Source organism: Pseudoalteromonas sp. EB27 (assembly GCF_001974875.1).
In the GTDB taxonomy this organism is placed as follows: domain Bacteria; phylum Pseudomonadota; class Gammaproteobacteria; order Enterobacterales; family Alteromonadaceae; genus Pseudoalteromonas.
The window spans coordinates 140,304-163,543 of the sequence record NZ_MTQD01000014.1 but is presented as its reverse complement, the minus strand read 5'-3'; the positions used below and the strand labels follow the sequence as shown (position 1 = coordinate 163,543).

Genomic DNA, 23,240 nt, shown 5'->3' with positions numbered 1-23,240 from the left:
CTCTTGTTCTATTTTTTGCTCTTCCGAAAAGTCGGGAAACAATAAGTTTATAAATTTCAGTTTATTTCGTTTAGTGTTTGCTATTTTCCCGAACTCAAAAACCTTAGCCTCGAATAGTTTCATAAATTCATATATATACTCTATTTTTTAATATCTATCTCGAAGTATGGATCTTCTTTTTTTGTTGGTTTTGGATAAAAGCGTGTAAAAATTAATGTGGCATCTTCAGGTCTAATGCATTTAAAGTTACCATTGAATATAACTGCAGAGAATTTTTCTCTAAATAGAGTTAACTCTTTATGATAGAGATCTATTTTATGCTCAAACTCTTGCCTTTCTATTGTTCTTTTCTGGTAATTCAAATTAGATTGGAACTGTAATGCACGAAAGTTAGCAGTTGCCAAAGTAGCAAGAGGTAATGCTGAACCTAAAATCCATAAAGGCACATTCATATATTCTAAGAAAACAGATAGGGTTTCTTTATTTGGCCATTCAATTGATAGACCATCATTTATAAAAATAAAACTCATCAGTAAAGAAGATAAGCTAACCGGTATAATTATAGCTATCCAAAAATATGAATATGTGAACACACTACTAATTTTTTTATTGTTATTCATATACTTTAAGTCCCTCAATGCACACTCAAGCTAAGAGAGTTATTATTTAATCCAATTAAATAAATATGCTTAATTTAAAGTTCTAAAAAGCCCTACCAGTTCATGATGGGGCTTTTACTTTTGTTATAGTGATTATTCTTGTTATGGCGCTACTGCCGGATACACATAGCTTGCATCTAAACCTAAAGGAATACCAAGTGCCCAATAACCTAATAAAAAGATACTCCAGCCAATCATAAAGACGATTGAGTACGGTAGCATAATAGCAATTAAAGTACCTATACCTGTGCCTTTGACATACTTTTGACAGTACACCACCACTAATGGAAAATAAGGCATTAACGGTGTAATAATATTAGAACTTGAGTCACCTACACGATAAGCGGCTTGAGTTAAGTCTGGCGAAATGCCAAGTTGCATTAACATAGGTACAAAAATAGGGCCAAGTAACGCCCATTTTGCTGAACTTGAACCTACAAACAAGTTAACAAAGCCTGTTAAAAAGATAATGCCCACAACCGTTACTGCACTTGGCAATTCCATTGCCTTTAATAACTGCGCACCTTCGATTGCGAGTAATGCACCTAAATTTGATTTACTAAATGCAGCAATAAATAGCGAACAGAAAAACGCCATAACGATATAATACGCCATGCCGCTCATCGCTTTACTCATAGCATCAATCATATCTTTTGAGGTTTTAAAGGTACCTACCGTAAAACCATATACAGTGCCTGGAATCCAAAAAAGTAAAAATATTAGTGGGACAATTGATTGCATTAAAGGAGAGCTAAAATTAGTAAGGGATCCGTCACTACTGCGCATTGCAGAATCGTCTGGAGCAGAGACAAATGCTAATAACGCAAGTCCTGCAATCATTACTGTACTGGCTATATAAAAAGCACGTTTTTCATCACTACGTGCATCTTCAAATACAGGTAAATCCTCTTTAGCGCCATCAACCGCGGTTTTTTGTAAACGTGGTTCAATAATTTTATCGGTAATGTACCAGCCTAATGCCACAATAAATAAGCTAGATGCTGAAGCAAATGCCCAGTTATTTAACGGGTTAATTGTCATTGCAGGATTAATTATTTGCGCCGCACTTTGGGTAAAACTTTGTAGCAATGGGTCGATACCCGATGGAATAAAGTTAGCCCCAAAACCACCACTGACTCCTGCAAATGCAGCTGCAATACCCGCAAGCGGATGGCGTCCTGCGGCGTAAAAAATCACACCGGCTAATGGAATGACTAACACATAACCTGCGTCAGTAGCGGTATGGCTCACAATGGCCACTAAAATGATTGAAGGCGTTAATAGCTTTTTAGGAGTGACTTTAAGCATTAACTTAAGGCCGGTATTAATAAAGCCCGAATGCTCTGCAACGCCCACACCTAACATAGCCACTAAAACGACACCTAAGGGAGCGAAGCCAGTAAAGGTTTTTACCATAGAGGATAAAAAGGTAGCGAGCGAATCACTTGCCAGCATATTATTAATGATAATCGCTTCACCGGTACGTGGGTCTATTGCATCAAAACTCACGCCTGAAAACCACCACGACAAAAACCAAATTAATAACATTGCAAATAGAAATATTACGGCTGGATCAGGAAGCTTATTTCCTACTCGCTCAACAAAATTTAAAAAACGCGCTACAACCCCTGAAGGTAAAGCGTCTTGATTATTATTCATTCTTATTGTTCCTAAAATTTATTTTAGTAACAATATCGCATAAAAACAAAACAGTAAATTAACATAAAAATCTACTTTTAAAGTTTCGGGCACAAAAAAACACGATAGTGATAAACAAATCGTGTTTTTATATTGTGCTAAAAAAGGTGTTAAGCGAGTGCTTTAACTTCTTCCCATAGGCGAGCAACTAATGTTTTATCTTCTTCATTAAGCTCACCGTTGCGATATGCTTTAACTAAGCTTTGCTCTACAGTTTCGTTTAGCTCATCTATACTGATTGTCAGCTTTTCTACTTCGGCATAACCAACTGCAAGATCAAAATGACCTCGTAAATAGCCGCCTGCAAATAACTCATCGTCAGTTGCTTTTATTACTAAATCATCGAAGTACTGCTGGGCTGCATCGATATAGTTCACTAAACTCATTTATTAATCTCCTGGTTTTGCAAAGCACCTGTATTTTCAATGTTGTGGTGCCCTACTGCATACATAATATGGTCGTTAAATCCGGTGGTTACTTTAATATAACCGGTTAATTCATCATCTAATTCGCCATCGCCTGTATCACAAATAAGGGGACGACCATTAAGCGCTTGTAGTTTAGTTTTTGTTGCTACTACAATAATATTTTCTTTGCCAATTGCACGTATAAGCGCAGGGCTCAATTGCTGGTTACCACGGCCAAATATATGCCCTTGCCCGCCAATGAGCGTAATAACTAACTTAGTACTTTGCTCATGAGTAAGCTCAAATAGTTGCTTAGCCGTTAAATCTTGAGCAACTAAGGTTTGATCTTTTATTAAGTCAACACCAAGTAACGTATTCTCAAGCCCCATTTCTTCCATTATGGCTTCAACAGTTGAGCCGCTACCCATTATATAAAATGTGTCTTCATCCATTTGCGACACAACATGCGCTGCAATGTCGGCAAGTACGAGTTCGTCGGTTTCTTTACCGCCGTTTTTAACCGCTTGCATATAACGTACTTCGCTAGGTGTTTGCATTTCGCCGTAGCGTTTGGCCTTTACTGTGCCTTGTCTGAAAGCATCTTCATCTATATCCATTACATCTGCATCGGCTAAGGTAACTAACTCACCCTTAACCAGCATTTCGACTACGCGCCCTGCAGCCTTTGGCGTAATAGCGTAAACACCAGAATGAATTTTACAACCTGCGGGAATACCAAGTACGGGAATAGTATCCTCGATTGCATGGCAAATATTACGCGCTGTACCGTCGCCTCCAGCAAATAAAACTAAATCAACACCAAAGTCTTTAAGTACTTTTGCTGCTTGTTCTGTGTCATCTGGGGTTGTTATTACTGCAGAGTTGTATACAACCTCTACCTTAAAGCCCAAAGCTTTTGCTGTTTGCTCACCCATGTCACCGTTAACGGTGTAAATGGTTAAACGTTCTTTATAAGGCAATAGCACTTCAAGTGCTGCTTTTGTGCGGCTATTTGCTTTGGGTTCTGCACCTAATTCGATTGCTTTCGCGGCTGTGTGCGCGCCATCACTACCTTTTAAGGCAACTGTTCCGCCTAAACCCGCTACTGGGTTTACAATTAAACCTAATTTAAACGCCATTACAAAGCTCCTTTGGATGTTGCCAATTAAATTGCTGCGCTGTTAATGGCCACGGTGTATTGTAAAAATCACAGAGTGCTCTTAAAAGTGACTCTGTACGGGAGTTAAAACCATTTTCGATTAGCGATAATACCCGTGCATGTACTCGCTGCTGAAAATCAAACCGACACGTTTGCTCACCGTTTAAATTATCCACCGACACATTAAAATTAAACCCTGCTGCGGTGCTTAATAACCACTCAATAGCTTGGGGCTTTACTTCTACGTTTTCAAACTCAGCTTGTTTTTGTTTGTCGCGCCCATCAGGACAATACCAATAGCCGTAATCTTCTAATAAACGACGTGCATCACCGGCCACCAGCCAGTGTGCTAGCTCATGTAATGCACTCGCATAAAAACCATGCGCAAATACAACTTGGTGATATGGCACGTGCTCTGTTGCTGGTAAATACACAGGTTCAAAATCACCTTTTATCAGACATGTATTATGACTTTGATAAAAAGTGCGTTCAAAAATTGAAATTAGATCAGCTATTTGATGCATAAAATTAGGCTAATTTTTCTCGGTTGCAGCGCTATTTTGCGCAGTAAAAACGAGACGAATTGTACGGGCTTTTACAACTAAAGTAAAAATAAGGCGTGATAGTAAAATATAAGCGGACTAATCTTTCACTTTATTGATATTTTTAATAATACCTAAACAGTAAAGCGTATTGGCAAGTTCTTTACGCTGTGTTTTTTCACTTGAGGTTTTATTGGCTAAGCTAGTTAACATATCGTATCGTTTACGAAGAGTAAGTATATATCTGGCATGCTTACGGCATTCAAAGCAATGAGTACAGTGTGAATCGACCCAAAAACCAAGTACCTCAAACCAATATTGCTGCTCTTGAGCAAAAAAAATAAATGCCTTAGAGCAAGTCCCGCACTTCTCTTCAATATCAACATAAAGTGCCCGAGGATAAATAGCATAGTTTTGCTTTTTTATATCAGCCAATATTACCGTATTAGGGAAGTATTTAAGGCTCGAGTAACGCCAGTGCGCATTCTCAATTGCTTCAATAGTCGAAGATGTATTGGTAATAATTGGTTTATCGCCATACCTAGGATGGTTAAGGTACATCAGCTCGCCTACTTTAAAATTATGGTTTTAATACTAAAAAGTAAATCACATAAAAGCAATAGTTATGCAGGCATGCCTGCTTCATCACATTCTACAATATCGGTCTCGGTTAATGCCTGAGTAATCCAAGTTTGCAATACGGGGCAACGCATCACAAAATCACAATATTGCTGCGCCTCTGGCGATAACGTAATTTGATAGGTTTTTAAGCGCAGTACAACAGGCACATACATGGCATCAGCAATACTAAAGTCACCAAAAAACCACTCATTTGGAAACACATCTTGTTGCTGTGCAAATATCTCGTCTATACGGGCTATGTCTTTTAGTGCTTCGCTCGATAGTTCTACTTTACGGGTTGCTCTTATATTCATTGGCATTTCACTGCGCAGTGACATAAAGCCCGAATGCATTTCAGCACTTAGCGCACGCGCTTTAGCTCTTTGGGTAATATATTTTGGCCATGCAGCGCCTGATAAGTAAGCATCGTTAATATATTCACAAATTGCTAGCGAATCCCATACCTGTAAATCGCCATCAATTAACGCTGGGACTTTTTGCAAAGCAAAGGTCTTTTTTAGTTCATTGTAAAAGTCAGGGGTGTCGAGTACTAGCTGGTTTTCACTAAACTCAACATCAAATTTACTCATTAAATACCATGCGCGTAATGACCAGCTAGAGTAGTTTTTATTACCGATAAATAATTGCATATTGTAGATACCAAAGTGAATAGACGCTCCTACCTTACTAGGTGATTAAACAACCAACAACATTTTGTTTAAAGTCTCTTTGCTAACTGTTACTTAAAGCTATAAATTACTCACTTAACTGCTTGTTTAAATGTTTTTTTAATAGTCGAGTATTACGCGTATTGGCTTTAAAAAATGCATCAAATATATCGCCAAAAAATGGCACTAATCCGCCCACAAAGTCAATGAGCATATTGATAATCATCTTAGTCTTTATACGTTTACTCACCCCTAAACGCTGCGCTTCTATAAGCACATAACTTGATAAAATTAGCCCTGCGGCATCACCTATAACGGGAATTAAACCAATTACAGCCTCCAAACCTATATTAAATTTAGTAAAAGGTATGCCAATGCTGCTATCAGTTAACTTACTGAATCGCTCTAAGCGGGCTATTGCAGCTTGGGCTTTTATTTGTGAGTGTTCATTAATATTATCGTTCATGATTACTACCCTCCTTCTTGCAGTATATAGGGCTTACTTGAACAACTCCTGAAAGGCTTCAAACTAAATTACAGACATAAAAAAACGCGGTAGTCCGCGTTTTTTTATAATTATAAATCTTTATACAGAGCCGTTAATTGGCCCGTGTTCGTGATTTACATGTGGATTTTGTCCGCGTTGACGCAGTAAATGGTCCATTAAAGTAATAGCCATCATTGCCTCAGCAATCGGGATTGCACGAATGCCCACACACGGATCGTGACGACCTTTGGTAATCATCTCAACCGCTTCGTTGCTTGTATTAATACTTTTACCCGGAATAGTAATGCTCGACGTTGGTTTTAGCGCGATAGAAGCAATAATATCTTGCCCTGTCGAAATACCCGCAAGTACGCCACCCGCATGGTTTGATGTAAAACCTTCAGGAGTTAACTCGTCACGATGCTCAGAGCCTTTTTGCTCAACTACATCAAAGCCATCACCAATTTCCACGCCTTTAACAGCATTAATACTCATTAATGAGTGTGCAAGTTCGGCGTCAAGGCGGTCAAATACTGGCTCACCAAGACCTACAGGTACGTTGCTTGCCACTACTTTTACTTTAGCGCCAACTGAGTCACCTTGCTTTTTAAGGTCACGCATATATTCGTCAAGCGCTTCAAGCTTACTTGCATCAGGAAAGAAAAATAAGTTATTTTCAACTTCATCCCAATCAAACGTTTCCGCCTTAATAGGACCTAGCTGGCTTAAACAAGCTTTAACTTCAATACCATGAAATTGCTTTAAGTATTTTTTAGCGATAGCGCCTGCCGCTACGCGTATCGCGGTTTCACGTGCAGACGAACGACCGCCACCGCGATAGTCGCGCAAGCCGTACTTATGCCAATACGTGTAATCGCCATGACCTGGGCGAAATACATCTTTAATTTTGCCGTAATCTTGCGAGCGTTGATCGGTGTTTTCAATTAATAAACCAATGCTAGTACCTGTGGTTTTACCTTCAAAAACGCCTGCTAATATTTTTATTTGATCGCTTTCGCGGCGCTGCGTTGTATAACGGCTTTGGCCTGGTTTTCGGCGATCTAAATCAATTTGTAAGTCGGCCTCTGTGATTTCAAGACCTGCGGGAGTACCATCAACAACGCCGCCTAATGCAACGCCGTGGCTCTCACCAAAGGTGGACACTTTAAATAACTGTCCAATGCTATTACCTGCCATTAACTTTCCTCATTCCTAATGACTACCGATAGCCAAGCACAAGGCTTGGCTATTCATTTTTTTACTTATTTTGAAAAATACTCATCTAGCTGCTTTTTGCTAATTACAAATACACCTAAGCCGCCTTGTTCAAATTCAATCCATTCAAACGGTGCGCCCGGATACAGTGCATCCATATGTACCATAGAGTTGCCAACTTCTACAAATAACAAACCGTTATCAGTTAGATGCTCACTCGCTTCACTTAAGATAGTACGCGTTACGTCTAAACCATCGTGGCCTGATGCAAGTCCAAGCTCTGGCTCATGATGAAATTCACGTGGTAAGTCAGCCATATCTTCTGCATCAACATATGGTGGGTTTGCTACTATTAGGTCATATTTTTGACCTGGTACACCGCTAAATACATCAGACTGAATGGGTAACACACGGTCAGTTAACATGTAATCGTTAATGTTAATATCTGTCACTTCAAGTGCTTCATACGATATATCTACCGCATCAACCTGTGCTTCCTCAAAAGCTTGCGCAAGTGCAATTGCGATACAACCCGACCCCGTACATAAATCTAATATGCGGTTAACCGATTGTGGCTCTTCAAGCCAAGGTGTAAAGCGATTGCTGATAAGCTCTGCAAACGGTGAGCGAGGTATAAGTACACGTTCATCCACATAAAATGGCATACCCGCAAACCATGCAATGTTTGTTAAGTAAGGTACTGGTGTGCAGTCGTTAATACGTTCTGCAATAAGACCCGCAAGTCGGTTTTTTTCTGTGCTTGTTAAACGCGCGTGCATTAATTCTTTTGGCGCATCAACAGGCAAGCTAAGCGCAGGCAGTAATAAGCTTACAGCTTCATCCCATGCGTTATCTGTACCGTGTCCAAAAAATATACTACTACTTGCAAATTGGCTTGTAGTCCAACGTAACCAGTCATGTAAAGTTGACAGTTCTGCAACGGCTTCTTCGAGTGTTGCTTCTTCTATTTGTAAATCGCTCATATATTTTTACCTGTATTAGCTTACTGACTGTTTTGAGTCTTTAAGACGATTGCATTGCCTATCTGCGCTGGGCAAATTACAATTGCCCCTCATTTAAGTATTGTACCGCCTTTTGCGCTGCGTTTTTACGTTTTTTTGTTTAGGTAATAGTTATGAAAAAAGACACTCCATCACATTCGTCCCTAAGCAATGACGACATAAGCTTATTTCGTCAAACGATCACAGGCGCCAAGGTATTTAAACAAGATACTCATCGTTTTGATACAAAACCTAAGGTGTCACAAGCTAAGCAATTTGCCCAGCAAAAAAAGCAGGCTCAGTCTGAATTTTTTTTCTCAGACGTTTATATTCCCGATATAGATACACATGGCACCGTAAAATATGTAAAACCAGGCCAAGACAGCTTTTTAGCTAAACAGCTTCGCCGTGGTGACTTTGCACCCGATTTGACGCTAGATTTACATGGTTTAAATAAAGAACTTGCTAAAGATGAACTCGCTGGACTCATTCACGAATGTAAAAAGCAGCATTACTATTGTGCATGTGTGGTGCACGGTATTGGCGGCGGCGTACTAAAGCACAAAGTGCCTCAATACTTAGTACAGCACCCAGACGTAATAGCAATGCATCAAGCTCCTCTCGAATATGGTGGTAGAGGTGCAGTACTTATACTAATTAACTTACCGCAAAGTGATGAATTTAGACGCTAACTTTAGCTATTACTAGGATGTAACTACGTGCATATTTTTTCAATTATTTTTCCGCTCATTTTCATTGTTGGGCTAGGTTATAGCTGTTGCCGATTAAAATTTTTCGAAAAGCAGCATATTGCAGGCCTGAGTAAGTTCACTTTTTATATTAGTTTGCCTGCTTTTTTATTATTAAATATGTCGCAAATTAACTTACAGCAAAGCATTAGCCTTTTTGCATTTTTGAGCTTTTACATACCTGTTCTGAGTGTATTTGGGGTGGGTATTTTAATTGACCGCTTTTATTTAAGTAAAAAGCATTTAAAAAATTACCAACAACACGGTGTATTTGGACTTGCTTCTAGCTATTCAAATATGGTGTTAGTGGGTATTCCTATTGTTATTGCATCGCTTGGCAAAGAGATGATAGCCATTGCGTTTATGATTATTACTTTTCATAGCACATTGTTATTTGCACTTACTTTTTTAATAGGGGCTAAAGGCAGTAGCGATAAATTTTCGTGGTCGCACTTTGGGAAAAGCATGGTGTTAAACCCAATAGTACTGAGTATTGGGTGCGGGCTTATATTAAACATATTAGGAGTAACACTGTTCACCGACTTAGCAAATAGTTTAGAGCTATTAGCTAAACCAGCAATTGCCTGTGCGTTATTTGTACTTGGTGCAAATTTAGCTTTTTATAAAATAGCAGCAAATTGGCAACCGGCCTTAATAGCATCAATTTTAAAAATATTTTTATTGCCTGCGCTAGTTTTATTGGTAGGTACTTATGTATTCAAACTAGACACGCAAATACTTAACGTATTGGTACTTTTAAGTGCGTCCCCTGTAGGCGTAAATGCTTATCTTATTGCGAGTCAAATAAAGCAGCACGAAGCTACTCTTGCTGGGGCTGTGGTATTGTCTACCATCTTAAGTGTTATTAGTTTTACGTTTTGGCTAGCTTTATTAATTTAGCCTACAAACCGCCGGCTACATCAACAAAACTACCCGTTGTAAAAGAAGCGTGCTCTGAAGCTAAAAAATAAATTGCTGCAGCCACTTCTTCGGGTGTACCGCCTCTACCAAGGGGTAATTTACTTTTAAGCCGATCGACTCGGTCTTTTTCGCCACCATCCCTATGCATATCAGTATAGATGAGCCCAGGTCTAACCGAGTTAACACGAATACCTTTACTTGCTACTTCTTTTGCTAAGCCAATAGTAAATGTGTCCATTGCACCTTTAGATGCTGCATAATCAATGTACTCATTAGGAGAGCCCGTTTTAGCAGCCCCCGATGAAACATTAACAATACTACCGCTATTTCCCATTCGCTTTATTGCCTCACGGCTACATAAAAAAGCACTGGTAATATTTGTAGTCAAAACTTCGTTTATGCGCTCAGCACTCATTTCTAACAAAGGCATTTGTGGTTTTAAAATACCGGCGTTATTTATTAGTACGTCAAGTTGACCAAAGACTTTATCTATATGCATAAATAAAGCTAAAACGTCAGCCTCTAGTGATACGTCACCTTGAATTACTTCAGCCTCAACGCCTAATTGCTTTACTTTTTCTGCCACCAATATTGCACTAGCTAAATCTGCTTTATAATTAATGCAAACATTATAACCGTGCTTTGCAAAATATAATGCGGTAGCTGCGCCAATACCTCGACTAGAGCCGGTGATAAGTACAACGGGGGAGCGAGTCATTAAAGCTATTATTCTTTTAAAGCTGCAACGACTGAAATTTCAACTAGCAGAGCATCACGTGCCATTTTAGCTTCCACACAAGCACGTGCAGGTGCATACCCCTCGGTTACCCATGCATCCCATACCGCATTCATATCAGCAAAGTATTCCATGCTTTTTACGTAAATAGTTGCGCTAAGCATATGTTCTTTTGAACTCCCTGCCTCATCAAGTAACGCCTCTACTTTATCGAGCATGGTTTGAGTTTGTTCTTTAATACCTTTTTGCGCGTCGGCGCATACTTGCCCACATAAATACACAGTGCCGTTGTGTTTTACTATGCGGCTCATACGCGCACCTGTTTGTAAGCGTTCTATCGTCATTTTACTTTACTCAATTATTTGTATTTAAACGTTCTCTGGGGCATTTATACTTAAATAACTACTACGCTGGGTTTGCTCATCGTAATTGATTACTGCAACGGCCCCAGTATTAAAAATAGGCATGTTACCTGGGCTTAATTGGTCTACTAAATAACTGACAATAGGCATGTGCGCTACTATAAGCCAAGTATTGCACTTAGGGTGTGCTGCTATAAGCGTTTCGAGGTAGTCGGCTGCAATTTGTGGTTTACCTTCAGGAATAATATCAGATGTGGTTTCGCTAAATTTAAATACATTATTTTTAGCCACACCTGCAGCTGTCTGCTGTGCACGAATGTAAGGACTAACTAACAGTGCATCAGGAGAATGTGCTTTACTGAGCCAAAGGCCCATTTTTTCAGCTTCATCATGCCCTGCTTGGGTTAAATTTCTACCTGCATCATCAGCCTGCATTGGTGTTGCTTCGCCGTGACGCATTATTAGGATTGTTTTCATAAAAAATCAACCGATTAAAGAATATAAAACAGTAGCCAGTTTGCCCGTTTGTCAGCTATATTAACAATATAAACCTATTTATTTCTAAAATAGTTCTTTCATGAGATTCAGGTAAATCTTTAAGCTGTATTTCGCTTTCCTGAAGCCATCATCTGTTGTTAACAAGTAAACGTTTAGTTTCAGGAGCATCATTTGAATATCAGCCGCAATGATAACAGAGCATACCGCGCGTTTACACTGGACAATGGTCTAAAAGTACTATTAGTGCAAGATAAAGATTCTACAAAAGCTGCAGCATCAATGGCAGTTAACGCCGGACATTTTGACGACCCTCTTGATAGACAAGGCCTAGCACACTTTCTAGAGCACATGCTTTTTTTAGGTACTGACCAATATCCAGATTCAGGTAGTTTTAATAATTTTGTTTCGCAAGCTGGCGGCAACACGAATGCGTGGACCGGCACTGAGCATACCTGTTACTTTTTTGATATTAACAATCAAGAATTTGAACAAGCGCTTACCCAATTTAGCCGCTTTTTTATTGCCCCTCTTTTAAATTCAGCCGAAACAGAAAAAGAACGCAACGCGATTGAAGCCGAGTTTAAGCTAAAAATAAAAGACGATGGTCGCCGTATTTATCAAGCCCACAAAGAAACGGTAAATCCAGCTCATCCATTTGCTAAATTCTCTGTAGGTAACTTACAAACATTAGCTGACAGAGAGCGCTGTATTAGTGATGAGCTTCGTGACTTTTTTAATAGCCAGTACCAAGCTCAGTGGATGACTTTAGTTATTTGCGCAAACGAAACACTAGATACACTACAAAGCTGGACTCAAACTTACTTTAGCGCAATTAACGGCAACAAAAGCCTTAAAAAGCCAGAGATCAGTGAGCCACTTTATCGCAAACAAGACATAGGAAAAATACTTCATATTGAGCCGCATAAGCATATGCAAAAACTTATCATAAGTTTTGCTATGCCTAATATTGACGACTTTTATCGCCATAAAACAGTAAGCTTTATTGCTCATTTACTTGGCTATGAAGGCGCGGGTTCTCTTTATTCTATTTTAAAAGAGCAAGGCTGGATAAACGCGCTTTCAGCTGGCGGTGGTATAAATGGCAGCAACTTCAAAGATTTTAATATTAGCTTAGCGCTTACCGATGAGGGTATTGAATACTTTGAAGATATTATTGAAATGGTGTTTGAATATATTTGTTTAATTAACCATAACACCGAAAAATTACCGCGCTTATACCAAGATAAAAAAAATCTATTACAAATAGCATTCGATAACCAAGAAAAGTCACGCTTAATTGATTGGGTCAGTAATTTAAGCATTAATATGCAGCATTACGATGAAGCAAATTACGTGCAAGGCGACTATTTAATGGAAGGCTTTAAAAAAGCAACCCACGAAATGGCCATGCAGTGGTTAACACCCCATAATATGCGCATCGTACTTATACACCCAGATGTAGAGCCTGAACATAAAACAGCATGGTATAACACACCCTATAAAGTAGAACATATTTCACCTAGTTGGCTTGATGCCCTTAGCGAGATAAATAAACCGTTGAGCGAAATGCTGCTACCTACAGCTAATCCTTATTTAACAAAAGAAGTCGTGTTATTTAATGTCGTAAAACCACAAACAAAACCCGAGTTATTAGTAAAAGAACCTGGTTTTGACTTTTGGTTTAAACAAGACAACACATTTCGTGTTGCTAAAGGCCATTTTTATTTAGCAATGGATTCTGATTTTGCTGTAAAAGACGTAAAACATATGGCACTCACCCGCTTATTTACCGATTTATTTATGGATAGCGTGGGCGAGCAATTTTATCCAGCAGAACTTGCAGGACTTAGCTACCACTTAACTTCGCATCAAGGTGGGTTAACTTTACATACTGCGGGGCTTTCATCTAGCCAGTTAGAGCTAGTTGATCAATTAATAGATGCTTTGTTTAATGTAGAAATTTGTGCAAAACGCTTTGCTGAATATAAAAAACAACTTGTAAGGCATTGGCGCAATAGTAACCAAAACAAACCTGTGAGTGAGTTGTTTAGCATTTTAGGCGCAAAAATAATGCCTTGGAACCCACAACCAGGGGAGCTTGCATCAGCATTAAAAAACACCTGTTTTCAGCAATTTAATGAGTTTAGAACAGACTTTTTTAAAGCACTACATGTTGAATCATTTTTACATGGTAACTGGCAGCAAAGTGATGCAATAGCCTTTCAAAAAAAGGTCGCAGATCACTTAAAAAACGCAGCCATAATTGAAGATTTAAGACGCCCTCTTTTTGAAATTAAAAAAGTAACTCGCTACGAGTTAGAACTTCCTTGTAGCGACCATGCAATGGTTATTTACTATCAAGCGCAAACGGATTGCGTGGCCGAAAAAGTAAAAATGATGGCGTTAAATCATTTAATTAATCAAGATTACTTTAATGAATTACGAACTACACAGCAGCTAGGCTACTTAGTAGGCGCAGGTTATGCACCATTTAATACGCGTGCTGGTATCGCATTTTATGTGCAGTCACCTAAGTTTGATGCAAAAACTTTATTGCATCGTCATAACAGCTTTATTAAAAACTACCTTGATAACATTGATGCACTTGATGAAAACGATTGGCAACAGCAAAAACACGGTCTTAGTACTCATATTGCAGAAAAAGATAAAAACCTGCGCCTGCGCTCACAAAGGTTATGGCTTGCTATAGGCAATAGAGATCATGAATTTCATATGCAGCAGCGACTTTTAGATGCCTTAAATGCGCTAACCCTAAAAGAACTTAAAGTTTATGCACTAAGCCTATTTGATGATAATAGACCAAGATATGAGCTTTTAAGTTCGGCAAAAGTCAATAAATCTCAAAATATGCCCGTTTACTCTCAATCTCTTTGACACTAGGTTTAGCTTGTTTTAAATTATCATTTGTAAATTAGAAGTAATAAAAAAATGATAAAAATAATAATAAAACTAAGCATGCTTGTAGTACTTGCTTACTCATTTGAGCTTTTTGCCTTTGAGTCATCATTTAATTACAACTCCGACAATATACTTATACTAGCAAGCGCCATTATAGCGCTTGCTTTGCCCTACCTGTTATTTGTGATCCACAAACTTAGACGATCACGTCGCCAGCTCCGCCTTTCTGAAAAACGCCTTAAAAGTACTGTAGAAGGTAGTGGCGATACGCTTTGGGACTGGAACATAAAAACAGGCGAAGTTATTCGTATTAACGATAAGTACTTAATGGATTCAACTACCTTAATGGGGTTTCCGCCAAATAAAGGCCTTATTCACCCTCACGATATTAATAACGTTGAGCACTTATTAAAGGTACACTTTGCGCAGCAGTCTGCTTTTTTTGAAGCTACTTACCGGATCAAAGATACATTTGGACGTTGGCACTGGGTACTCGATCGCGGAAAAATAATTGAAAAAGACGCTAACTTATCACCTCTAAGAATGACAGGTACAGTTCGTGATATATCACAGCTAAAATCAACTGAAGAGCGCTTAAACCTGTTTGCTAAATGTGTTGAGTCGCTCACCGACGCCTTAGCAATTTACGATAAAAACTTTAAACTGGTTGATATAAACCCTAGCTTTTTAACCTTGTTTGGTGGCGTACGCGAGCAATACTTAGGAAAAGATTTTAATCTATCTGGGTACGAGCCAAGCTACACAAGCAAAATTATTGAAATAGTAAAAGAGCGCGAACATATTCAAAAAGAAGTAAAACTTCGTAATAGTGAACGCATTTTATTGCCTATAGAAATATCGATAGATGAAATTAAAAACGATCAAAATCAAATAACCAACTATGTAGTGGTTTATTCCGATTTAACAGAGCGTAAAAAAGCCGAGTCACAGTTACATAATTTATCGAATCGAGATCGCACAACCAGTCTCCCTAACCGAAATTTATTTTTTACCGATTTACATAAACTAGTAAAACTCAACTCACACCACGCATTGCTTGTGTTCGACTTAGATAACTTTAAAAAAATAAATGACTCGTTAGGACATCAGCTAGGTGACAGCTTATTAGCTAAACTAGCAATGCGCCTAAATAAACTAACCCGCGATAATGATGTATTTTATCGTTTAGGCGGCGATGAGTTTGCTCTGGTAATGTCAGACACTAACGACATTCATGTAATTACACGCATGGCAAAACAGTTTTTAGCAGCCATTGCTACACCATTTAAAATGGCTGGCCACGAACTAGCAATCACCTCAAGTGTGGGTATTGTATTATTTCCAGAAGACGGTAATACGCCTGAACTGCTCTTAAAGAATGCAGATACCGCGATGTATCATGCTAAAAAGAAAGGTAATAGCTACCTATTTTTTAACGACACGATGAACCGCCAAGCCGTCAAACGACTGCAAATAGAAAACCTTATGCGCTTTGGTTTAAAAGAAGATCATTTTGAAGTGTACTACCAACCAAAAATGAATATTCGCACAGGTAAACTAACCGGAATGGAAGCATTAGTGCGCTTTATTACGCCTAAAAAAGGTATTATTAGCCCGGGCGTGTTTATACCTATAGCCGAGGAAACTGGCCAAATAATTGAAATTGGTGAAGTGGTATTAAACAAAGCCTGCAGAGACGTAAAAGAATGGCTAGATAGCAGTTTGTTTAGCGGTCGAGTAGCTGTTAACTTATCAGCAAAGCAATTCAGCCTCCCCGATTTAACCTCTCGTATTGACGTTATTTTGCAAAAAAACGAATTACCTTCTTACTTTTTAGAGCTTGAAATAACAGAAGGTACAGTAATGGACGACCCCAAAGAAGCCATTGCAATTATGCGTTCGTTAAGTGCCCGAGGTATTCATTTAGCAATGGATGATTTTGGTACTGGTTATTCATCATTAGCGTATTTAAAGCAATTTCCGCTTAATACACTTAAAGTAGATAAAGCATTTATAGATGACATGACCAACGAACGTGGGCGTAATATGGTCGACTCAATAGTCACTATTGCGCATAACCTTGATTTGCATGTTGTTGCTGAAGGTGTAGAACAAGCTCATCAAATTGATATACTTAAAAAGCTTAATTGCGAAACAGTACAAGGTTATTACTATTCTAAGCCACTATCAAAAAGTGAATTTACTGAATTTTTAAGGCAGCAACAAACTAAAGCAGCTCCAAGCTTAATTAGAAAAAATAAAAATGTAGCGTCGATAAATTAAGGGCGCCATATACATGCATTTACTCCTACATTTCTAACTAAAGCACGACGATAATGTAGATTAAACAAGCACCAGGCCACAGGCCCAAGTAAACCGCCTAAAATAAGCCATCGCTTAATTGGCATACCTTTTTTAATGGCTTCTAAATACATTAAAGCTATAAATGTAATGCTTAGTAAAAATATAAACAAGGTCACCTCTTAGAGTTGCTCAAAAATACGGCGCTTATTTTAACGCTAACGTGATTAAATTTAAAGCAACAAATTCCCCACGCACAAAAAAGCCGAACCTGTTAAACACAGATTCGGCTTTTAAAATTATAATTTATACCAATCTGCTTATATATGGGGTCTATTTAACGTTAAGAAAATTACGCTAGAACTAGGGCCTGTTGACCTTTCAGGATTGAAATTTGTTCAATCTAGGGGCGATTTAATCGCGGCGCGAGGTTTGTAACCTAGTGGGCTAAGTAAAAACCGAGCAACAAAGAGTAAATTGCCCCTAGGCAGAACCCTTCGGGCAGCGCATGTTTGGCATTTATTCCACGTTATCGCCTATTTATGGGGAATAACCACACTACATAGGCTCTGCCTTGCCTAAAAACCAAACATACTGCTGCAAATTAACCCACGAAAGGTCAACACGCCCTAGGCAAAAGTTTTTATATCTAGTTGTTCTCGGCAATTGCTCCCTGCATTGCTCTACCTCCTGCATCCATGCAGTCGTAAATAAAAAACTTTTAACGACGTTATAGTGCAATTTAATTCGTTAAATTGATCAAAGATTTATGCAGGTTGGTATTACAAGTTACTTTTCAGCACGACCCATAAATTTGTGTTCAACAGTATTAATACGAATACGATCACCTGTTGAAATATGCTCTGGCACAGAAATATTTAAGCCAGTAGACATACGTGCAGGTTTTGAACGAGCACTCGCAGATGCACCTTTAATAGAAGGGTCTGTTTCTTCAACAACAAGTTCAACGCTTGACGGTAAATCAAGCCCTACTGGCGCGCCATCAATAACAATTACATGTACGCCTTGCGTTTCTTCATTAACAAATAAAATTTCTTCGCTAATAGCATCTTTGCTTAAGTTGTAAGGCGTGTAATCTTCATTATCCATGAACACATACTCGTCGCCATCAATGTACGATAGCATTACTTCACGGCGTGTTAAATCAGCCAGCGTTAGCATGTCACTGTCTTTGAATGTTTCGTCAACTTTACCACCGGTTACCACATCGTATAAACGCATACGGTATAAACTACCACCAGCACGTCCTTGCGGCACAGAGCGCACAATATCTTTTACAACTAAAACGCGGCCATTGAAGTCAATAGCAGTACCTTTTTTAACATCACTCGCCTTTGGCATGTGTGAATTCCTATTATTTTTTTGATTGCCAGAAACATACCACGAACTGGATTTTGTTCAACTAAAATTACGTTGGTTTTACGCTACATGTTGTATTAGCTTATAAAATTTTAATTTATACTAAAATACATATAATCAAATGTGAAAAAAACTGCTATTGTAGCTTTACCGAGTATGACTTCAAGGAATGGATCATGGACCAGAAAAAAGTACATGAGTATTTAGTTAAAAAACCACTTGTTCAGGTTACAAAACCATTTGCGCAAGAGGTTGATGTATATAAAGTGAATCATAAAATGTTTGCGACTCTTGCTATTGGCAATGACGGTGAAACTAATGATGATGGTGAAGTTATTTGGTGGCTTAACTTAAAGTGCGATCCTGACGAAGCAATATCATTGCGTGATATTTTCCCGGCAGTGATCCCAGGTTACCATATGAATAAACGCTTATGGAATACAGTAATTTTAGACGGCACAATTGCACAAGGTGAAATTGAGAGAATGATTGATAACTCATTTAATTTAGTCGTAGAAAACATGCCAGAAAAAGACCGACAAGCTATTTTACTTCACTTGTAAACACATTTTGGGCTAGGCTACTAGCCCATTAAAACCCTACACCTTAAGCGTATAAATTAAATCGTCGTATAACTTTTCGCCTATTGTATGCACTTTAAAAAGTGTATCGATATGGGTTAAGCCGCACTTACTAAGCACCCTTTCAGAACCAATATTGCCACGCGTTACGACTGCTTTAAACTGCCTAATACCACATTCTTTCCATGCCCAGTCAATCACAGCTCTTAGGGATTCTGTCGCGTAGCCTTTATTAAAATACTCTGGCAATAATAAATAACCAAGCTCTGCGGTTTCTCCGTCATAGGCAAAACCTGTAACACCCACAGGTTGTTTTGTTTGATTATTAATAATGAGTAAACACAGTGGATGCCGTGATTTAGCATTCCACTTAGGTAAGCGTATTTCAAAACGGTTTCTTACAAGTGACTCCATTGGCATATCAAAACAATACTTAAGGACTTGAGGATCGCGATGAAGCGCTAGAAAAAGAGGCCAATCAGACTCTTCTATTTGGTACATGCTCAATCTTTGTGTAAATAATGTCATTAAGCTCCTCATTTATTTATAAAAACTATAAAAAAACCGCATTTAAATGCGGTTTTTTTTAGATAGCAGAAACTTTATTCTTTCGTTTCAATCTCTTTAGTAACTTCAGGCTCAATTACACTTTGCTCTTGTGGCTCAGTGCTTTGTACTTCAGGAGCTACAACCTCAACAGGCTTTGTGTTATAAAAAGTAGCACCAGAGCTTGCCATTGTTACCAGTGATTCACACGGCTCAAAGTTAGCGTTATTGTTAGCCAATGTAGACATATCAGAGCTTATTTTACTTGCGCCTAATTTATCCATATAGCTAAATGGGCCACCTAAAAATGGTGGGAAACCAATACCGAATATTGCACCAATGTCGCCATCACGTGGGCTGGCAATAATGCCATCATCTAAACAGCGTACTGCTTCGTTAAGCATTTGCGACACACAACGCTTAGCAATTTCGCTCTTGTTTAAACGTGGAGCCGGGGTAACACCCAATAGTTCGTAAACTGACTCATCAACCTTTTTGCCTTTTTTATCGTATTCATAAAAACCACGACCAGACTTACGGCCAAGGCGTTTTGAATCAATCATACGCATAAATGCATCAGGGCCTTTAAAACGCTCACCTAATTCTTTTTCAAGAATTGGGGCAATTTTAGAGCCAATATCAATACCTACTTCATCAAGTAGAGCCAGCGGTCCTACCGGAAAGCCAAACTCAACAAGGGCTGCATCAATCTTTTCAATTGGCTCACCCGCAAGCATCAAATTAGCGGCTTCGTTTAAGTAAGGCGCTAAAATACGGTTCACATAAAAACCGGCCATGTCTTTTACAACAATTGGCGTTTTACCTTGCTTACGTGCAAAGTTAACAACGCGGGCAATGGTCTCTTGAGATGTACCTTCGTGTGGAATAATTTCCACTAATGGCATTTTTTCTACAGGCGAGAAGTAGTGCAAGCCAATTACATTTTCAGGACGTGCTGCCTGCGCTGCAATTTGCGATATTGGTAATGATGACGTGTTACTTGCAAAAATTGTATTTGCTTGGCATTGCTGCTCTACGTCTGCAACCATACCTTGCTTAAGTGCAAGATCTTCAAACACCGCTTCGATTACTAAATCAATGTGTTTAAAGCCACTGTAGTCAGTTGTGCCTGTAATACGGTTCATTGTTAACTGCACATCAGCTTTAGACATAATACGACGTTTAAGGCGTTTATCTAAAATTTTATAGGTGTAGCTCATTGCATTACTAATGCCCTGCTCTGCTACATCTTTAATACGTACCGGCACTTTAGCTTTAACAGCACTTACGTGCGCAATGCCAGCGCCCATTAGTCCACCACCTAAAACAGCGGTTTTGCTAATTGCTGGTGCGTCATCATTGCGCCACTCTTTTTTCATTTCATTGGTTGCAAAGAAAATACCGCGAAGCGCTTTAGATTCATCACTCATTACAAGTGTTGCAAAGCTTTCAGCTTCTGTTTTATACGCTTTTAGCTCATCAAGCTCTACACTAGCTCGCACTGCTTTAATAATAGCTAGTGGTGCTGGGTAGTGCCCGCCCGTTTTTTTAAGTACGTTTTCTTTAGCTTTTTTAAAGATAAAGTTACGACCAAACGGGTTTGATTCTAATAATTTACTGATGTTATCGAGCTTTGGCTCTTTTGCTTGTGGCTTTTTCTTAGTCGCAAACTCTTTTGCAACTTTTAACAGCACACTATGCGGTACACAATCATCAAGCACGCCTGCTTTTTTAGCTTGCTTAGGACGAATTTGCTTACCTGTTAGCATCCACTCTAGTGCTTTTTGAATACCTACAATTTTAGTTAAACGCTGCGTACCGCCACCACCTGGTAATAAGCCAAGTTGTACTTCAGGTAAGCCAATTTTTGTTAAATCGCTGTCGGTTCCAATACGGTAATCACACGCTAAAGCAAACTCTAAACCACCACCTAATGCAGCGCCATGAATGGCACTTACTGTTGTGTATGGCAGTTTTGTCATATCAAAAAACGCTTGATGACATAGCTCGCTAATCGCTAAAGCATCTTCACGCTTTTGCACGCTATCAAGCATTTTTACATCGGCGCCTGCAATAAAGTTATCGCTTTTACCACTTATAAATACCATGCCTTTTACGTTTTGCGATTTAGCGTCTTCTAATAACGCTTTTAAGTCGTCGGCAAAACTACTGCGCAGGGTATTCATTTTCTCACCCGGTACATCAATAGTCACAATGGCGATTTTGTTTTCATCTACCGCTAAATTAAATACTGAATCTGTCATTACGCGCTCTCCAATACAAAGGCTGCACCTAAACCACCAGCAGCACACGCTGTTGTTAATGCTAAACCGCCACCACGACGTTTAAGCTCGTGTAAGCTTTGCGTAATTAAGCGTGCACCTGTTGCTGCAAATGGGTGACCATATGCTAAAGAGCCGCCGTTAACGTTAAACTTATCCATGTTAATTTCGCCAATTGCTTTGCTGCGACCTAAATGCTCTTGTGCAAATTTGTCTGAAGCAAACATTTTCATATTGGCAAGTGTTTGCGATGCAAACGCTTCGTGCATTTCAATTAAATCTAAATCAGCAAGCGTAATACCCGCTCTATCTAGTGCAATAGGCGTTGAATGAGCAGGGCCCATTAACATGTCTTTTTCTACGCCAATTGCCGAAAATGCAAAGCTACGTACGTAACCTAGTATTTCGTAGCCAAGTGCTTTTGCTTTGCTTTCGCTCATCATAAGTACGGCCGCTGCACCATCAGTTAATGGTGTTGCATTTGCTGCGGTAACAGTACCGTGCTGACGGTCAAACACCGGTTTAAGCTTTGCGTAGCCTTCAACCGTTGAATTTTTACGAATGTTGTTATCTTCTGAAATAAAGCTTTTATATGGCGGTAAATGCGCCGTCATAACTTCATCTTTTAACTTTCCATCAGCCCATGCTTGCGTTGCAAGTGAGTGAGAACGATGCGCTAATGCATCTTGATCTTCACGGCTAATATTATGTGTTTTAGCCATTTGCTCAGCAGTTTGCCCCATCGAAAGGCCTGTTGAGTACTCTGCAACTGCAGGTGGCACTGGTAATAAATCTTTTAAACGTAGTTTTGAAAATATTTTTAAGCGTTGACCAAGCGTACGCGCTTTATTTAAATCAACTAAGCTGCCTGCTAGCTTTTTACTAACACCAATTGGCAGTACTGATGACGAATCTGCGCCGCCTGCAATACCTACGCTTACAGATCCCGCCATAATAGACTCAGCTACATTGGCAATTGCCTGAAAGCTGGTAGCACATGCGCGCGATACAGAATATGCATCAACCGATACTGGCATACCTGTGCCCAATACAATTTCACGTGCAATATTTGGCGCTTCTGGCATTTGTACTACTTGACCAAATACAAGTTGATCAATTTCTGATTTGTTGAAATTTAATCTCTCAAGCATTTCGTTAACCACCAACTTACCCATATCAAGTGCAGGTACATGGTGAAACGCTGTTGCTTGCTTTGCAAAAGGTGTACGTAAGCCGCTAACTATGGCAATACGGTCGCCCTTTGGTGTTTTTAGTATGTTTTGCTCAGACATTTATGCTCTCCCGCTGACAGGTCTGACCTGTTTGTTTTCCTCGATTCTAAACAACCCGTGTGCTAAAGCCAATAGAAAAACACAAATTTATATAAACAGTGTTTAATTACGACTATCACAATAGGCTTTTTTAGACGCATTTACAAAGTTTTGTGGTACGCTAAAAATCGTTAAAAAATAACGAACTATTTTAAAAAATAAAGTCTAACTCTTGAG

23 protein-coding genes are annotated in these 23,240 nt (G+C 39.0%); 5 read left to right on the top strand and 18 right to left on the bottom strand.

Annotated features, from left to right (window positions below; all coding sequences use genetic code 11):
* Window positions 1-140: 140 nt before the first annotated feature.
* The 10 genes from BW142_RS16110 to prmB form a co-directional block, all read right to left on the bottom strand.
* On the bottom strand, window positions 141-620 hold the full coding sequence (locus BW142_RS16110; protein WP_076925508.1) for a hypothetical protein: 480 nt from the start codon (window positions 618-620) through the stop codon (window positions 141-143).
* Between the two features lie 141 nt (window positions 621-761).
* Window positions 762-2,318, bottom strand: coding sequence for an AbgT family transporter (locus tag BW142_RS16105; RefSeq protein WP_076925507.1), 1,557 nt, complete (start codon window positions 2,316-2,318; stop codon window positions 762-764).
* A 149-nt stretch (window positions 2,319-2,467) separates the two neighbouring features.
* Window positions 2,468-2,743: a YfcL family protein gene (locus tag BW142_RS16100; RefSeq protein ID WP_002962183.1), complete on the bottom strand. Its 276-nt coding sequence runs from the start codon at window positions 2,741-2,743 to the stop codon at window positions 2,468-2,470.
* Entirely contained in the window at window positions 2,740-3,903 is a 1,164-nt protein-coding gene (locus tag BW142_RS16095; protein WP_076925506.1) for an ATP-NAD kinase family protein, read from the bottom strand. Before BW142_RS16095 ends, BW142_RS16100 begins: the two co-directional genes overlap by 4 nt.
* Window positions 3,893-4,447 carry an elongation factor P hydroxylase gene (locus BW142_RS16090; protein ID WP_076925505.1) on the bottom strand — a complete coding sequence of 185 codons (555 nt, stop codon included), beginning with the start codon at window positions 4,445-4,447 and terminating at the stop codon, window positions 3,893-3,895. Before BW142_RS16090 ends, BW142_RS16095 begins: the two co-directional genes overlap by 11 nt.
* Before the next feature lie 117 nt (window positions 4,448-4,564).
* Window positions 4,565-5,026, bottom strand: coding sequence for a zinc-ribbon domain containing protein (locus BW142_RS16085; RefSeq protein ID WP_076925504.1), 462 nt, complete (start codon window positions 5,024-5,026; stop codon window positions 4,565-4,567).
* A gap of 62 nt (window positions 5,027-5,088) precedes the next feature.
* On the bottom strand, window positions 5,089-5,736 hold the full coding sequence (locus tag BW142_RS16080; protein ID WP_076925503.1) for a glutathione S-transferase family protein: 648 nt from the start codon (window positions 5,734-5,736) through the stop codon (window positions 5,089-5,091).
* Between the two features lie 106 nt (window positions 5,737-5,842).
* On the bottom strand, window positions 5,843-6,220 hold the full coding sequence (locus BW142_RS16075; protein WP_076925502.1) for a DUF4112 domain-containing protein: 378 nt from the start codon (window positions 6,218-6,220) through the stop codon (window positions 5,843-5,845).
* A gap of 120 nt (window positions 6,221-6,340) precedes the next feature.
* Window positions 6,341-7,438: a chorismate synthase gene (gene aroC / locus BW142_RS16070; RefSeq protein ID WP_007377744.1), complete on the bottom strand. Its 1,098-nt coding sequence runs from the start codon at window positions 7,436-7,438 to the stop codon at window positions 6,341-6,343.
* Between the two features lie 65 nt (window positions 7,439-7,503).
* Window positions 7,504-8,439 carry a 50S ribosomal protein L3 N(5)-glutamine methyltransferase gene (gene prmB, locus BW142_RS16065; RefSeq protein ID WP_076925501.1) on the bottom strand — a complete coding sequence of 312 codons (936 nt, stop codon included), beginning with the start codon at window positions 8,437-8,439 and terminating at the stop codon, window positions 7,504-7,506.
* 152 nt (window positions 8,440-8,591) lie between these two features.
* Here prmB and smrB point away from each other — a divergent pair, with 152 nt between their 5' ends.
* Window positions 8,592-9,149, top strand: coding sequence for an endonuclease SmrB (gene smrB / locus BW142_RS16060; protein ID WP_024598396.1), 558 nt, complete (start codon window positions 8,592-8,594; stop codon window positions 9,147-9,149).
* A gap of 27 nt (window positions 9,150-9,176) precedes the next feature.
* A complete protein-coding gene (locus BW142_RS16055; RefSeq protein ID WP_024598397.1) occupies window positions 9,177-10,106 on the top strand; it encodes an AEC family transporter in 930 nt (309 codons plus the stop codon).
* A 1-nt stretch (window position 10,107) separates the two neighbouring features.
* Here the strand turns inward: BW142_RS16055 and BW142_RS16050 are convergent, their stop codons facing one another.
* From BW142_RS16050 to sixA, 3 genes are read right to left on the bottom strand one after another with little or no spacing between them, the layout of a single operon-like run.
* Window positions 10,108-10,845 (bottom strand): SDR family oxidoreductase, encoded by a 738-nt coding sequence (locus BW142_RS16050; RefSeq protein ID WP_076925500.1) that lies wholly within the window; start codon window positions 10,843-10,845, stop codon window positions 10,108-10,110.
* A gap of 8 nt (window positions 10,846-10,853) precedes the next feature.
* Window positions 10,854-11,207, bottom strand: coding sequence for a RidA family protein (locus BW142_RS16045; protein WP_076925499.1), 354 nt, complete (start codon window positions 11,205-11,207; stop codon window positions 10,854-10,856).
* A 24-nt stretch (window positions 11,208-11,231) separates the two neighbouring features.
* Window positions 11,232-11,702: a phosphohistidine phosphatase SixA gene (gene sixA / locus BW142_RS16040; RefSeq protein WP_076925498.1), complete on the bottom strand. Its 471-nt coding sequence runs from the start codon at window positions 11,700-11,702 to the stop codon at window positions 11,232-11,234.
* 192 nt (window positions 11,703-11,894) lie between these two features.
* On the opposite strand from sixA, the gene BW142_RS16035 reads away from it, so the two are divergent.
* Together BW142_RS16035 and BW142_RS16030 are read left to right on the top strand one after the other, a co-directional pair.
* Window positions 11,895-14,618, top strand: a complete 2,724-nt coding sequence (locus tag BW142_RS16035; RefSeq protein ID WP_076925497.1) for an insulinase family protein — start codon at window positions 11,895-11,897, stop codon at window positions 14,616-14,618.
* Window positions 14,619-14,672: 54 nt separating this feature from the next.
* Window positions 14,673-16,925, top strand: coding sequence for an EAL domain-containing protein (locus BW142_RS16030; protein ID WP_076925496.1), 2,253 nt, complete (start codon window positions 14,673-14,675; stop codon window positions 16,923-16,925).
* On the opposite strand, the gene BW142_RS20860 is transcribed toward BW142_RS16030, so the two are convergent.
* Entirely contained in the window at window positions 16,922-17,116 is a 195-nt protein-coding gene (locus BW142_RS20860) for a hypothetical protein (protein ID WP_076925495.1), read from the bottom strand. The two genes, BW142_RS16030 and BW142_RS20860, sit on opposite strands and share 4 nt — an antisense overlap.
* 616 nt (window positions 17,117-17,732) lie before the next feature.
* Window positions 17,733-18,305: an elongation factor P-like protein YeiP gene (gene yeiP, locus BW142_RS16020; RefSeq protein WP_007580599.1), complete on the bottom strand. Its 573-nt coding sequence runs from the start codon at window positions 18,303-18,305 to the stop codon at window positions 17,733-17,735.
* Window positions 18,306-18,499: 194 nt separating this feature from the next.
* On the opposite strand from yeiP, the gene BW142_RS16015 reads away from it, so the two are divergent.
* Complete coding sequence (locus BW142_RS16015; protein ID WP_024598404.1) at window positions 18,500-18,886, top strand: MmcQ/YjbR family DNA-binding protein; 387 nt, start codon at window positions 18,500-18,502, stop codon at window positions 18,884-18,886.
* A gap of 36 nt (window positions 18,887-18,922) precedes the next feature.
* Here the strand turns inward: BW142_RS16015 and BW142_RS16010 are convergent, their stop codons facing one another.
* The 3 genes from BW142_RS16010 to fadI form a co-directional block, all read right to left on the bottom strand.
* The gene (locus BW142_RS16010) at window positions 18,923-19,432 is read right to left on the bottom strand and encodes a GNAT family N-acetyltransferase (RefSeq protein ID WP_024598405.1); all 510 of its coding nucleotides are present in this window, start codon (window positions 19,430-19,432) and stop codon (window positions 18,923-18,925) included.
* A 74-nt stretch (window positions 19,433-19,506) separates the two neighbouring features.
* The gene (gene fadJ, locus BW142_RS16005) at window positions 19,507-21,714 is read right to left on the bottom strand and encodes a fatty acid oxidation complex subunit alpha FadJ (protein WP_076925494.1); all 2,208 of its coding nucleotides are present in this window, start codon (window positions 21,712-21,714) and stop codon (window positions 19,507-19,509) included.
* Window positions 21,714-23,024, bottom strand: a complete 1,311-nt coding sequence (fadI, locus tag BW142_RS16000; protein WP_004335629.1) for an acetyl-CoA C-acyltransferase FadI — start codon at window positions 23,022-23,024, stop codon at window positions 21,714-21,716. The genes fadJ and fadI overlap by 1 nt, the downstream gene beginning before the upstream one ends.
* Window positions 23,025-23,240 lie beyond the last annotated feature (216 nt).

Bases quoted from the DNA above. Each gene is read 5' to 3' on its own strand.
- BW142_RS16110 (WP_076925508.1), bottom strand. From the start codon at position 620: ATGAATAACAATAAAAAAATTAGTAGTGTGTTCACATATTCATATTTT.
- BW142_RS16105 (WP_076925507.1), bottom strand. From the start codon at position 2,318: ATGAATAATAATCAAGACGCTTTACCTTCAGGGGTTGTAGCGCGTTTT.
- BW142_RS16100 (WP_002962183.1), bottom strand. From the start codon at position 2,743: ATGAGTTTAGTGAACTATATCGATGCAGCCCAGCAGTACTTCGATGAT.
- BW142_RS16095 (WP_076925506.1), bottom strand. From the start codon at position 3,903: ATGGCGTTTAAATTAGGTTTAATTGTAAACCCAGTAGCGGGTTTAGGC.
- BW142_RS16090 (WP_076925505.1), bottom strand. From the start codon at position 4,447: ATGCATCAAATAGCTGATCTAATTTCAATTTTTGAACGCACTTTTTAT.
- BW142_RS16085 (WP_076925504.1), bottom strand. From the start codon at position 5,026: ATGTACCTTAACCATCCTAGGTATGGCGATAAACCAATTATTACCAAT.
- BW142_RS16080 (WP_076925503.1), bottom strand. From the start codon at position 5,736: ATGCAATTATTTATCGGTAATAAAAACTACTCTAGCTGGTCATTACGC.
- BW142_RS16075 (WP_076925502.1), bottom strand. From the start codon at position 6,220: ATGAACGATAATATTAATGAACACTCACAAATAAAAGCCCAAGCTGCA.
- aroC (WP_007377744.1), bottom strand. From the start codon at position 7,438: ATGGCAGGTAATAGCATTGGACAGTTATTTAAAGTGTCCACCTTTGGT.
- prmB (WP_076925501.1), bottom strand. From the start codon at position 8,439: ATGAGCGATTTACAAATAGAAGAAGCAACACTCGAAGAAGCCGTTGCA.
- smrB (WP_024598396.1), top strand. From the start codon at position 8,592: ATGAAAAAAGACACTCCATCACATTCGTCCCTAAGCAATGACGACATA.
- BW142_RS16050 (WP_076925500.1), bottom strand. From the start codon at position 10,845: ATGACTCGCTCCCCCGTTGTACTTATCACCGGCTCTAGTCGAGGTATT.
- BW142_RS16045 (WP_076925499.1), bottom strand. From the start codon at position 11,207: ATGACGATAGAACGCTTACAAACAGGTGCGCGTATGAGCCGCATAGTA.
- sixA (WP_076925498.1), bottom strand. From the start codon at position 11,702: ATGAAAACAATCCTAATAATGCGTCACGGCGAAGCAACACCAATGCAG.
- BW142_RS16030 (WP_076925496.1), top strand. From the start codon at position 14,673: ATGATAAAAATAATAATAAAACTAAGCATGCTTGTAGTACTTGCTTAC.
- yeiP (WP_007580599.1), bottom strand. From the start codon at position 18,305: ATGCCAAAGGCGAGTGATGTTAAAAAAGGTACTGCTATTGACTTCAAT.
- BW142_RS16015 (WP_024598404.1), top strand. From the start codon at position 18,500: ATGGACCAGAAAAAAGTACATGAGTATTTAGTTAAAAAACCACTTGTT.
- BW142_RS16010 (WP_024598405.1), bottom strand. From the start codon at position 19,432: ATGACATTATTTACACAAAGATTGAGCATGTACCAAATAGAAGAGTCT.
- fadJ (WP_076925494.1), bottom strand. From the start codon at position 21,714: ATGACAGATTCAGTATTTAATTTAGCGGTAGATGAAAACAAAATCGCC.
- fadI (WP_004335629.1), bottom strand. From the start codon at position 23,024: ATGTCTGAGCAAAACATACTAAAAACACCAAAGGGCGACCGTATTGCC.